General features: G+C 40.7%; 10 protein-coding genes and 1 pseudogene. 1 reads left to right on the plus strand and 10 read right to left on the minus strand.

Annotated features, from left to right (window positions below):
• Window positions 1-638: pseudogene (locus tag JMW94_RS04380) on the plus strand (hypothetical protein); the annotation flags it as partial.
• Window positions 639-1655: 1017 nt separating this feature from the next.
• Here JMW94_RS04380 and JMW94_RS04385 read toward each other — a convergent pair.
• From JMW94_RS04385 to JMW94_RS04425, 10 genes are all read right to left on the minus strand, one after another.
• Window positions 1656-2906, minus strand: coding sequence for a hypothetical protein (locus tag JMW94_RS04385; protein WP_201601799.1), 1251 nt, complete (start codon window positions 2904-2906; stop codon window positions 1656-1658).
• Window positions 2907-2946: 40 nt separating this feature from the next.
• Window positions 2947-6210 (minus strand): type I restriction endonuclease subunit R, encoded by a 3264-nt coding sequence (locus tag JMW94_RS04390; RefSeq protein ID WP_201601801.1) that lies wholly within the window; start codon window positions 6208-6210, stop codon window positions 2947-2949.
• A 452-nt stretch (window positions 6211-6662) separates the two neighbouring features.
• Window positions 6663-7973, minus strand: a complete 1311-nt coding sequence (locus JMW94_RS04395; protein WP_201601803.1) for an SEL1-like repeat protein — start codon at window positions 7971-7973, stop codon at window positions 6663-6665.
• A 141-nt stretch (window positions 7974-8114) separates the two neighbouring features.
• The gene (locus JMW94_RS14975) at window positions 8115-8237 is read right to left on the minus strand and encodes a hypothetical protein (RefSeq protein WP_265088303.1); all 123 of its coding nucleotides are present in this window, start codon (window positions 8235-8237) and stop codon (window positions 8115-8117) included.
• 34 nt (window positions 8238-8271) lie between these two features.
• Window positions 8272-8892: a hypothetical protein gene (locus JMW94_RS04400; RefSeq protein WP_201601806.1), complete on the minus strand. Its 621-nt coding sequence runs from the start codon at window positions 8890-8892 to the stop codon at window positions 8272-8274.
• Window positions 8893-8928: 36 nt separating this feature from the next.
• Window positions 8929-9690, minus strand: coding sequence for a hypothetical protein (locus JMW94_RS04405; RefSeq protein ID WP_201601809.1), 762 nt, complete (start codon window positions 9688-9690; stop codon window positions 8929-8931).
• A 193-nt stretch (window positions 9691-9883) separates the two neighbouring features.
• Window positions 9884-10654: a hypothetical protein gene (locus JMW94_RS04410; RefSeq protein WP_201601812.1), complete on the minus strand. Its 771-nt coding sequence runs from the start codon at window positions 10652-10654 to the stop codon at window positions 9884-9886.
• Window positions 10655-11069: 415 nt separating this feature from the next.
• The gene (locus tag JMW94_RS04415) at window positions 11070-11795 is read right to left on the minus strand and encodes a hypothetical protein (protein WP_060490493.1); all 726 of its coding nucleotides are present in this window, start codon (window positions 11793-11795) and stop codon (window positions 11070-11072) included.
• A gap of 254 nt (window positions 11796-12049) precedes the next feature.
• Window positions 12050-12655, minus strand: coding sequence for a tetratricopeptide repeat protein (locus tag JMW94_RS04420; RefSeq protein WP_201601814.1), 606 nt, complete (start codon window positions 12653-12655; stop codon window positions 12050-12052).
• 206 nt (window positions 12656-12861) lie between these two features.
• Window positions 12862-13623 carry a hypothetical protein gene (locus JMW94_RS04425; RefSeq protein ID WP_201601817.1) on the minus strand — a complete coding sequence of 254 codons (762 nt, stop codon included), beginning with the start codon at window positions 13621-13623 and terminating at the stop codon, window positions 12862-12864.
• Window positions 13624-13669 lie beyond the last annotated feature (46 nt).

Below are 13669 nucleotides of genomic sequence, written 5' to 3' on the forward strand. Positions count from 1 at the left end.
CCAGTGACAAGACAGCGACCACCGCCAACGCTGGGCAGCTTGTAAGTGACTTTATGAGTCAATATAGCGACCTGACAGCACAAGCGCATAGAGTGGCTAAACGGTTCGCTATCGTGGGCGCAGCTGGTGAGCTAGCAACACAGGCAGGTATAACGGGCTGGCAAGCAGGACAAGCAACTAAAGCCGTGATGACTTGCTTAGATAATTGGCTTGATAACTATGGGCGTGATGGTGAACATGAGCAGCGCCAAATCATAGAGCATATCAAGGCATTTATTGAACAGCATGGATCAAGTCGCTTTCAGCCTTGCTATAAAAACACGCGCTTAAACTTTGAAGAGAGGACACCAAACCGTATAGGCTATCGCAATATGGACACGGGGGATTATTATTTTTCTAAAGAAACTTTTGATAGCGTATGTGCGCCTTTTAGTAAAAAGAAAGTATTACAAGTATTAGAGGAAGCCGACCTACTACTGCTCAATCAAGGTGATCGTAAAATCTATAAAACGCCTGATACTTTATTTAATGGTAAGCATCGCCCGTCTGTTTACGCGGTTACTGCTAACATACTTTCTTGTGAACCTATGAAAAAGAACGGGACAGACGGGAGGAACGGGACAGGCCATATGTATTAAAGGATTTCGCTGTCCCACTGCTAGAAACCATAACGGGTCGAACGGGACAGGATTTTATATTTTGGCTTTTCTGTCCCGTCTGTCCCATTGCTAAAAATCGGGACGGGACGGCTGTAAGCTATACCAATTAAGCGCTGTCCCGTCTGTCCCGTTTGTCCCAAGTAAAATAGCGAAGCATAGAAAAATCAGGAAGCTTTATAAACTATTCTGATAACAAAACCCCTCTACTAAGTAATATGGTAAATTTTTTAGATTATCATTATAGGTTGTGAGATGGCTGAACTGTATTCTAAACCCAAGAGTTACATGCCATTAAACCCAACTTTTTTTGGCTAAAATATCAAATACATAAGTACAAAATTGTTATTTTCTCTCTGTTTCTCTTAAGAATTTTACCAAATATATGGAAACAGACTTGGAAACAAAACGCAGTAAACAGGAAAAAATGGAAACAAGATGCCCTATCTCCAAGTAAAATGGAAACAAGAAAAATTGACTCTTAGACCAAATAAATCAAGCCCCTTTATGGAAACAAAGATGGAAAAATCAGAGGAAACGGAAACAAAAAAATTTGGGAAAATCGATTTATTCATCATCTTGCACAACGCCTAAAAGCCTCGTCAAAAAACCTGATTCACGTCCAAACACCTAACTTAATATAAAACATAAGTCTATTGAATTTCAAATAGCGATTCGGATTTGGCAGTGAGAGCAGTATCATTTTTTATGTGATCCTACCCATTTTTAATAGTATTTAACCAACTGTATAACTTTTGACCAAAATCCTTATTTTTGGGGGAGATTCAATTTTTGTGAACCGTTAATATATTGGTTGTAGGCAGTAAGCAACTGACTATATAACCTAAACACTTAACGGAGTAACAACTATGAAAATTCATATGAACAATGGTGGTCAAGGCGCAGGCTGGCCGAGCACAACAGGCAACCCATCAGGTGGCGGCCGTGACAATAACCCATCAAGCAAATAGGTAGCTAGCTGGTAATTACCAGTTATATTCAAGCCATACGTTCAATATGTGTGGCTTGTTTCTTCAAATAATCCGGCCATTCGACCCGTGGATTGTTTACATGCTCACTGATCATCTTCTCGTACTTGGCCGTCATTGATTCCCACAATCCATAATACTCATCACAGATAACACAATGTTGTTTTTTGGTCTGCTTGTTGAGTTTATCCGTGTGCTCATAAATACTTTGAAAGAAAGCATATATGAACCAAGTCATACCTTCAGCAGTAGGAGGAAGTCCACCAAGTTCATTTATATCTTCATTTTTTATATATCTTACAAACGATTTCTGGAAACTAACTAATGCTTTGTCAGGCTCATCTTCTAGAGACTCTTCCATACCCAACAACCAATAAAACTCTTCAAGACTAATCCAGTTTCTCTTACTATCACGTTCGCTTTTTCTATCTAAAAAACTATACAACTGACCATCTTCATCATCCGTTCTCCAATTAATCTCATTTCGAAGACCATAATGACCTTTTGGCATTTCTTTGGGCTTTGTTTTTTTACGGACTTGTTTAGTTTTCTCGCTACTATAAAAATAAAGATCTGTTAATATAAAGTGTATGAACGATCGTGAGGTGCAAGTGAAAGGATTACCATTTTTGTTAGTTAGCTTGTATTTTGAAGTTACTGTGTCATATTCCCATTTATCTGGATCTCGTTTATGCATAAACAACCAGCCCAGACTAATCGGCCTAATATCTTTTGAATAAAAAGCTGCATGAACTAGAGCATCAAGATTAGCGATAAAGCTAAGCACTATAAACGAATAGAAACCCCCTATTGGCATGTTTATATTAAGCGCCTCATCTTCATAGTTAAAAGTCTTAAATAAGTAAGTCTTAAAATTTATAATAAGCTTACTATTAAATTTCTGACTCAAACTGTCATCTACAATCTTGGCATGCTCAAGTAAGTGGGTTGATTCTTCAGCACCAAGCAGCGTACGTACTAATGACTCATAAGGATGTTTGGATAGCTCTCCTTCTTCTAAGTTTATATCTTCTGGTTTAATACTTCCTTTTTCCTGCGTCGTAGCTAAGTTATTAAATATATCTGCAACCTGAACTTTCTGCTTTCTAGGTATTTTAGACAGCTCTTTTGTCAACTTCCTCATTAAAGCTTTGCCTTCAGGCATACCTTTCTTCAAAAGAAGCAAGGACGATAGCATACTGATGTTATAACGCAATTTCTCATCTTCAGTATCACAAAGGTTAATATTCTTATCCGTCATACTATGTACCCTTTACTCTCTGTATAACCTATCCTAAAACTTAAGCACCCAGCTTCGTATCGAGCATCAATCGAATAAACTGCTTAAACTGATTCGGGTTAGACAGTAGATGCATGGTCATGTCTTCAAATGTACCCTTGGCATCAAACATAGCGTCCTCGGCAGCATTGGGATAACCGCCCAGCATAATCTGATCAACACTGTTATTGGTGAACTGCTTAACCACGATCTCGTTCTCCGTGACTTTATCCCAAATGGTATTCATAAAGTTCACTTTGTCTTTATCAGTAAAATCCTCACCAGCAAAGACTTCATTCAATCTCTCAATAATCTGTGATAGCAGCGCTTCTTGTTTGTCCTTAGGCGTGGCCGTGCCCACTCCACTGCCACCATCTAATTGATACTCAGACTTGCCCTCTTGTAGCTTTAAGTCCTGCTGATGCAACTTTGAGACACGGTAATGGCTCATGACGATGTTACTTAGATCAACGTTTTCTTCATTATCCACGCTTTCACGTAATAGCGGCTGTAGGTTACGCGCGTATAGGCTGAGCTTCTCTAGCTCTTTATCATCATAGTCCACGATTTGCGACATAAACTCATACTGGCGGGTAAAGGTGCCTAAATCCTTTTTAAAGATCTCTAGCGCGTCTTGATCAGTCTTAAAACCTTTGTAGTCATTCTCAGCATTGGTCATCAGTACCACATCGCCCGTTGCTTTGGTACGCTCCAGCATCACCTTGGCATGCTGTGCTTGCTCACGTGCCAGCTTATAACGCTTCTGCCAACGCTCAACCGCTGGCTTGCAGATATTACTAATGGCTGCATTAGACTTGTTCTTGCTGTAGAAGGCCTCAACGAATTGCTCGACCTCGTGCCATAAGAAAATTTGAGATGCTCGCAATTTCTCATAAAGGTCAAACACCTGATCAGGGTCAGACACGTCCGCTAAGGTTGCGGTTTCATAGTATGGTTGGAAGGCCTCCAGAATATCGTCAGGATCATTAAAGAAATCGAGCACAAACGTGCCGCTCTCTGCCTTGCCCTTATAAGTACGGTTCAGCCGTGAAAGGGTCTGCACGCAGTCCACGCCTGTTAGTTTCTTATCCACGTACATGGCGCACAGTTTAGGCTGGTCAAAGCCTGTCTGGAACTTGTTGGCCACTAGCATCACTTGATAGTCATCACTGTCGAAGGCTTTACGCAGATCACGGCCTTTTAATCCAATATTCATATTATGCTCGGTGAACTTCTCACCAAGTAATGCGCCGCTATCAGGATCATTATCGTTAAAGGTGACCTCACCTGAGAACGCGACCATCGCATTGATGTTTCTATAGCCATACTCAGCGATATAGTTATCAAAGGCTAGCTTATAGCGTACCGCCTCTTTACGTGAACCGGTCACCACCATCGCTTTGGCTTGGCCACCAAGTAAGCCTTTGATGTTGTCATTAAAGTGCTCAATGATGATCTTCACTTTCTGGGCGATATTATGCTCATGCAAGCGTACCCAATTATTGAGCTTAATCTTGGCGCGGCGAGCATCAACTTCGTCATCAGCGGCGGCAAGTTTTTGCTTGAGCTGATAGACCACTTTATAGTTGGTATAGTTTTTAAGCACATCTAGGATGAAGCCCTCTTCAATCGCTTGGCGCATGGAATAGACATGATAAGCGGCTGGCAAGTTATCTTTAGAGGCTGGCAAATCAGGATTAGGCAAACGCCCGAATAGCTCAATGGTCTTTGGCTTAGGTGTGGCGGTAAAGGCATAATAGCTTAGGTTAGGACTGCTACGGCGTGCGGCAAGCGTGGCATCTAAGATGTCCTCACTAGATAGCGGCGCGTCATCATCTGCATTACTCTCTATATCACCTGAGACCAATACTTCTTTCAGCTGGCGAGCCGTTGAGCCTGTCTGTGATGAGTGTGCTTCATCGGCGATAATGGCATAGCGCCGTGATTTTAGAACACTAGAGTCTTCAATGGCTTTAAGTACGAACGGAAAGGTTTGAATGGTAACGATAATAATGGGCTGAGAGTCTACCAGTGCGGCAGCAAGCTTCTCAGACTTTGAACCGTCACCTTCTTTGTTATTGATTTTACCAACTACGCCATCAGCATGTTCAAACTGATAAATCGTTTCTTGTAGCTGGTCATCAAGTACGGTACGGTCAGTAATGACAATCACTGAATGAAACTGCTTATCGCCATCGCTGTTGTATAAGGTAGATAGCTGATGGGCCGTCCATGCGATAGAGTTTGATTTACCTGAGCCAGCACTATGCTGAATCAGATACTTTTGACCAGCGCCTTCAGTCACAGCGGCATTGACCAATTTGGTCACGACATCCCACTGATGATAGCGCGGAAACATCATAGTTTCTTTTTTAGACTTGCGACCAATTGCGTCTTCTTCTTCCTCTATCTGCAAGTGCATAAAATGCCCAAGGATCGATAGCAAATTCTCTGGCGTGAGCACCTCGTTCCAGAGGTAATCGGTGGCATAACGGCTGCTATCGCTAGGCGTATCATTGCCCGCGCCGCCATCTTTAGTGCCTTTATTAAAGGGTAAAAAGTAGGTGCTGTTACCTGCCAGCTTGTTTGTCATATAGACTTCATACTGACTGACGGCAAAGTGAACCAATGCGCCGCGCTTAAAGGTCAGTAATGGTTCAGACTTTTTAGTATCAGGGTCTTTAGGCAGGCGGGTCTTCTTATACTGGCTAATGGCATTTTGTACCGACTGCTTAAACTCAGACTTTAGCTCCATCGTCGTCACGGGTAAGCCATTCACAAATAGCACCACATCAATACGGTTACGCTTAGCGACCTTGCCGTCAGTGCTGTCTTTTAAACTAGCATGCGGACTATACACCACCTCAGGAACGACACGGCAGATATTAGCCTCATAGCGTGCCATGATTTCAGGGTTCAAGCTATGCTCAGGCTTAAACTGGCACAATGAGAAACGAGCATTACGAATCTTGAGATCATGACGCAATACGCCTAATGTGCCATAAGTGCGTGAGGCTTGATCGGTTGAGTGTTCATCAGCCTTGTTTAGCTGCTTCACTAATGCGGTGATAAAGTGGCGCTCAGAGTCGATAGGGAAAGTACGGCAAAACTTCTCCCATTCCTTTGGCTGGGTCGTCTGCACAAAGTCGAGTACGTCTTGCTCATATAGTGCAGTCTCTGCCTGATAGCCACTGGCATGACCTACTTGCCAGCCATGCGCTTGCATTTGAGTGACGATATCGGCTTGGAAGACAGATTCGTAAGTGATATCGTGGGCGTTGGTCATGTTAAGTCCGTTTAGTTTTATTATTATTTTGCTTAAAATAATTAGGTCGAAAGCGCTATAAGGTCTGAATACTCTCTAGCAAATATAAAAAGCAGCACTAGCAGAAACGTTAATAGTAGCGTTCTATATTTCTCAGCGACTGCTCTTTTGGAAGTAAGTGCCTTATAAAAAATAAACAGATAAGGAATAATTACAATCCAAACATAGGGAATCCAAAGGAACATTAAAGTAATGGTAATATCGTCCAGCATATACTTAGCGGTACTACTAAAAAACTCTAAAGAAACAGTATAATTCGAGTCGTGCTTTTTGTACCCGCTGTAAGTTAAGTAAGCATTTATTAGATAAGCAATAATAGGGCTATAAATGAGCGCCCAGAATAGCTGCTTGTAGCACTTAGTAACTGGATCGGGATGATTCATAATTATATCTATTAATATGCGGAAGTCATTTTAAGGCATATTTAACAGTTTAGAGCCAAGACATGATTGCAAGTCGCCATTGCCACAGCCTTTATCAAACCATTCCTTAGCCTGCACGTTGTCTTGCTTTACCCCTTGCGCCTTCATATACATCAGCCCCAGATTACGCGGGGCGAACGGATGATTTTGGGCGGCAGCTTGTTTAAATAACGTCATGGCGCGGGCATAATTTTGCGGTACGCCATTGCCCTCTAAGTACATCACAGCAAGGTTGTTTAGACCAGCAGCTTCACCTTGATTGGCAGATTGTTGTGACCACTCAAAGGCTTTAACATAGTTTTGCTCAACGCCTTGACCACTATAGTATGCCCAGCCCAAACCGCCCATACCCAATGCATTGCCATGGTTGGCAGACTTTTCATACCATTTAAAAGCCTCGGCATAATCACGCGCAACCCCATTACCGTTCTCATACATATAGCCTAAATTATTTTGCGCCAAATCCTCACCTTGCGCGGCGGCTTTTCGTAGCCAATACAGTGCTTCGGTATAATCCTGCCTCACACCTAAGCCTTTTATATAAAACTGTCCAATATTGTTTTGGGCAATTGCATGTCCTTGATCGGCAGCCTTTTGATACCATTTGGCTGCTTCGCTATAGTCTTGCGTCACGCCTAAGCCTGCTTCATACATCACGCCGATGTTATTGTGAGCGTCAAGATCTCCTTGCTCAATGGCTTTTTGATACCAGTCATAGGCTTTGGTAAAATCCTGATCGACCCCAATGCCGCTTTGATACAACAAGCCCAAACTGTACTGCGCCATCACATTATCTTGTGCGGCGGCGCGTTGATACCACTCGACCGCTTTGGCATAGTCAGGCGTCACGCCCAGTCCTTCTTGGTACACCGCGCCCATGCTATATTGCGCGAATGGCTCCTCTTGATTGGCAGATTTCTCGAACCATGCGAGCGACTTGGCATAATCTTGCTCTACCCCTAAGCCTTCTTGATACATCGCGCCAAGATTATATTGCGCTATGCTGTCGCCTTGATTGGCAGCCTTTTGGAACCATTCGGCGCTGGTAGCATAATCCTGCGGCACATACTCGCCTGTCATATATATCGCGCCCATATCGTATTGCGCTGCCGCCACGCCCTGATCAGCGGCTTTTTTATACCACGCCACTGCTTTGTTAGGGTCTTGGGGCACACCATCGCCCATCTCATACATCGCGCCCATGCTATATTGAGCGGCGGCATGACCTTGTTCCGCCAGCGCTTTGGTACTGCTAAAACTGGTTGCATGCGCGGATAACGATAGCGCTAAAGCAGCGCTCAAAGCTATTACTTTGTGTCTGATTCTTAGCGGTACGATTGACACTTTCATTTTGTCCTCTACATATTAGGGCGGAATGGATATAGGGTATTTTATTTATATCAAGTTATTGTATAAGGGCATTCCCGTTGCTTAATACTATAGTCATAAACCGCTGGCACGACCTAACTGCCAGCCGTGCGCCTGCATTTGGCTGACAATATCGGCTTGAAAGACAGATTCGTAAGTGATGTTATGCGCGTTAATAGCAGTACTTGTCTGAGTCATGGTGAGATTCTTATTATTAAGTTATGAATTGGGCTTATGAGATCAACCACACTTTATCGATTTCAACGATCTGTTGCTCCTGCCCTTTAATGCTTTCTTTTCTTAAAAGCTTGATAGGGTCAATGTATTGCAACATCTCTAAATCTTCTTCATCGGCCATATCATAATGGACAAGCCTTCGATAAAGTTTCCATTCAAAACGATCTAAGTATTCAGCCGTGTTTGAATTATAGTGGATAGAGGTTTGAATACCATTTTTGGGCTGTTTATCTATCGCTTCAAAGGTATCATCGTAGAAATCTTTCATCTCATCGATAGCACACACGACTTGTGAGCGGCTGACATAGTTTTCACGTAGCCATATTTGCAAGTAATAAGGGGTTTGCAACGCTTCTAACGAGTCTTGCCATGACTGATATATTTTTTGCAGGTTTTTGATCAGTAGATACTCACAGTCACCTGTTGGCTCAGGATAGATACTATTAATCAAAGACAAGCGTGACCATGGCTGTACCAAGAATTCAACGTAGTCCCTTTTTTCTTGATTCAGCAGCTCAATATTAAGGCTCTTACGATTATCACCCCATTGCTCAATAGTGCGCTTACGGCGGTTAATGCCTCTTATTTTGCGATATCTTAATACGTTGTTTTTCATAGCTCACTCTATTTTTTGATACGCTTAAATCAAGCCTTAGGGCTCCTCACATACCATCTTCAAGCTCTTACCAAATATGGTTTTATTGAGCTGATTGTAGTTGTTAAAGACTTTTTCAGAGTCAGCATGATAGATCTGATCGTTAACACAATTACCAAAGCCAAAAGTTATCAAGTTTATTCTGGCATACTTAGCAGAGTTACTTACCTTTTCTTCCTGATAGCGCTGGGTCGCAATTTTACGATATCGTTCTAGTTCATCAGCCCCATACTCGCTTGTTTCCAGAATTTGCTCTTCAACAAACTGTTTCCATCTATTTTGCACCGCCGCTTCGTTCTGCATGAAAGGTTCAATATAGTTTTTACACATCTGAGGGCTTTGTTTGAGGGCTTCACTAGGGTTTAGATAGCCTAAAATGACTAATCGATCTTTTTCATACTCTGCGTCAATCGTTTTGAGTAAGTTTCGTTTATAGCCTTTCGCTTCAGGTACAACATCAAGACGCTCAGTATCACGCTTTACTTGCTTATACTCTTCGGTCGAGACATCTAAGTCTTTCATAGATAGTTTATCTAGCGCATCAACACTCATGGGTGAAGAGAAGCTTTCCAGATTTAATCTGGTTAAACGATCCAATACGAGATGGGAGTTTTTGATTTGCTTGGCGCTGTACTTTTTATTATCAAAACTCCCTTTCATATCGCATAGATCATCTTGCCATTTGTAGACTTCGGCTGTCGCAATACTAGACACAGTCAGTAATACGCTTACCGCTATCAACGAATACCTTTTCATCATTGGAGTCCTTTTTTTCATTCGCCTTGCTTATTTTGATATTTGTTAATCGGACAAACATTTAACTTACTATTCTTTTTAGGATACTTTTTAGAGCCAGTCAAATTGCATTAAACAATCAACCACACTTTATTGATACCAACGATCTGATACTTTCTACCTTTGATGATCTCTGTTCTTCACTTTTGCAAGAGGTCTACTCTTGGCGCATTGCGCATTGCGCGGTGTATTTACCGTCAAATATTTTATGGTTAAGCTTTGCATAATTAGCAGACACTGTCTTTAGCTCAGGGCGATAAGCGGTACTCTTAACACAGTTGTAAAACCCAGAAGACACAATAGCGTTTCGTGCATAAAAAGCAGGATCTTCGTTTTTTTGTTTTTCATACTTCCATGTCTCGCTCAGGCGATGCGCTTTTAAATGCATCGCTCCCCGTTGAGCTTGCTTCTGAATTGTTTCTTCAATCACTTGCTGCCATTTATTCTGCACTGCCGTTTCATCTTGCAATAAAGCCTCTACATAATGCTGACACATTGGCGGGCTTTGCTTAAGCGCTTTACTAGGATTGCGATAAGCCAAAATAGCCAATTGTGCCGTTTTATATTCGCCATCAATAGTCTTAAGTAGCTGTTGTTTATACTTCTGTGCTTCGGGAACTAACTCAAGTTGCTCTATATTACTTTTAGCTTGCTTATACTCTTTAGTCAGTACCTCTGGGTCTTTCGACGATATATTGTCTAAAAAAAGATTACTCATAGGCTCAGAAAAGCTTTCAAGATTTGCTCTCGTCAAACTGTTCAATACGAAATGAGAATTCTCTATTTGCTTGGCAGTATATTTATTATTATCAAAATCTCCTTGATATTGACAAGACTTCATTTCCGAACGCCACTCATAAGTTTGCGCTTGGGCAATGGTGGTGACTGCCATTGAGACAAAAATGGCGGCTGTCGTCATTGCTTTCATAAATGAAACTCCTTTGGTTATTTTGCTGGTTATGACATATAAACAAGCGCTTCATCTTTACATTACTGACGACTCATCCGCCCGCCAACCTCTCACATCAATCTTACTCGTAACGGCAGCAGAGATTAAAACGGTGCGGAGTCTTACATCAATTGAAATTAATTATGGATAGACACCAAATACTAACGCTGCTATCTGATAGCCGCTGGTGCGACCCAACTGCAAGCCTTGCGCTTGTATTTGAGTGACAACATCAGTTTGGAGTACAGATTCTTAGGTGACGTCGCGGCTCATGGCATTTTCTTATTTTTACTTTTGTTAAACGGTATATAAATATAGCAGACAAAATATCAGCTAGCGCTGGCAAAACCCTTTGTATGTTCCATATATTACATATAGCCGATAACCGCTATTTCTATTCTTTAAACGATTCTTCAAATTTATCTATGTATGATAGAAAAGCTGGAACCTCTTCAGATTTTGATCTGATACTAATATTTTCAAGAATACGACGGACAATATGTAGGTTTTTAATATCCTTAAGTGTTATAAATATAAGCATCATGTCTCTAACGACAGGAATAACTTGCTCCAAAATTTTAGGGTTATCACTCAGCTGAAAACGAAAAGATATTTTATTTAGTACTATCAATCTATTAGAAAGATTTGGATCCATTTGAAGAATCTCATACTTTAATAATAATGCTTCAAGTACTGCAACCTCTGTCAATTCATCGGTACAATCAATCCCTTCATCCACTACTGAGTCTATAATTTTTAAAGATTTATTGTATTCTTTCAATCCATATAGTGCTCTGGCTTTATCAGTATATGCCGCTCTTATAATTTTTTTATTATAGCCATCATGAATATCTTCAGGAAGATTTCCATGAGTATAAATATCAATAATTTTTTCACAAACTGATATAGCATTTTGATATTCTTCAAGCATAATAAGGCTTGTTGTTTTCCATGTTAAAGCAGCTTTGGCATGGGCGCGCTCTTGTGAATCTTCGCTATCAATGTATTGACAATATAAGTTATCAGCCAGCTCAATAGCCTCATGATAACTATCTTTAAGAAAAAGTTTTTGAACATTTCCTGCCATTTTGGCAGATTTAGATTTTAAAAACCAAAACATCATCTAGCCTTTTTATACAGTCTATTTTTCAAATAACCAATACTATGTTAGTTGCTATAGCATCTTTGGTATAAAAGCATGCTGGACGATGCTAGCATAAAAACAAAACAATTGTACATTAAGAATAAAAAATCATCCTACCTTTTGGGTCGATTATCTAACGCTATGTGCTTACCATAGAATATGTTGTGTCTCATTGCTTTACTTTAATCAACCACACTTTATTCACTTCTGCTATTGTGTGTGGGCGTCCATTAATAACCACGTTCATTTAATCGTCTATATTGATCACAGCCATATTGATGACCCTTGTCACACGTTTTCCCGTACCATTCCTTTGCTGTAGATCGGTTTCGCTTAAGACCACCAAAACCTTCTTCATAAAAGTATCCAAGCATCCCTTGACCTTGTATGTTTCCCTGTTTTGCTGCCTTTTGAAACATCTTTCTTGCTAATACAAGATCTTGACGGACGCCTTCACCGTTGTAATATATTAAACCAACCTTAACTTGATACTCTACATTGCCTTGGTTTGCCCATTTTTTCATATCGGCCAAACTATCCTTAGCGTCAGAATATTTATTCTCATAGGATAAACGGCTACTTAGCGAGCCTATCTTATATTTTTTTTGCTTGACATGAGCACTTAGGTTATCAATAGCTTTGGATATCTCATCATTACTATATACAGTAGCACTACTATTGGTAGCATATATATTGCGACTAGAACCATAAATTGCAGACGTAGAATCATTGCTAGTCGTGTGGGTCAAAGTGTTATTTTGTTGGAAAGTAGTTTCGACAGCGCCATTCACTTGGGCTGTACCCACTCCTAATAGTATCAATAGTAATCTTTTCATAACTTTCATACCTATGCCAGTCAACTTTAATAAAGTACTCTTATAGCGCGTAATTTTAGTTGTGCATTACGAAGGCTTTGTTGTCAGCCGCCCGCCAACCCCTCACATCAATCTTACCCGTAACAGCAGCAGATATTAGAGCGGTGCGGCATACTTGCACGAGTTCAATAATTTATTTAGTTTGACTAAAAAACGTAATCCAAGTTTTACGGCTCATCGCACATCTGCTTAAAGCTTTTACCAAATAACGTTTTATTCAGTTTTTGCTGATTTTTAAATACCACTTCAGAGTCGGCATGATAGACCTGATCATTGTCGCAATTACCAAAACCAAAAGTAACCAAGTTTATCTTGGCGTACTTAGTAGGGTTGCTGGCTTTTTCTTCCTGATAGCGCTTGGTAGCCAAACTGCGGTAATACTTACCACCATCGTCTGTGATATCTGCTTGTTCTTGAATTTGCTCTTCAACAAACTGCTTCCATCTATTTTGCACAGCCGTTTCATTCTTTAATAACGGCTCAATATAAGTTTTACACATTTGCGGGCTTTGCTTGAGTGCCTCACTGGGATTCAGATATCCCAAAATCGTCAATTTATTTTGTTTATATTCGCCGTCAATAGATTTGACCAACTCTTGCTTATAACCTTTTGCTTCAGGCACCACATCAAGTCGTTCAATATTATTCTTAACTTTTATATATTCTTCAGTAAGCTTGTCTAAGTCTTTCATCGATAACTTGTCTAGTGCATCAATATCCATCGGTGGAAAAAAGCTATCTAGATTTGATCTTGTTAAGCTTTCTAATACTAAATGTGAATTCTTGATTTGCTTAGCAGTATATTTATTACTGTCAAAGTCACCCTGCATACTGCAAAAATCATCTTGCCATTTATAGGTCTGTGCTTGGGCGATGGTGGTCACGGCCATTGATGCCAATAGAGCTGCTACGGTAACTGCTTTCATCATATAACTCCTTTTATTGATTTTCTTGTTTATCAAACGCAATATGCGC

Source organism: Psychrobacter immobilis (assembly GCF_904846185.1).
Taxonomy (GTDB): Bacteria; Pseudomonadota; Gammaproteobacteria; order Pseudomonadales; family Moraxellaceae; genus Psychrobacter; species Psychrobacter immobilis_B.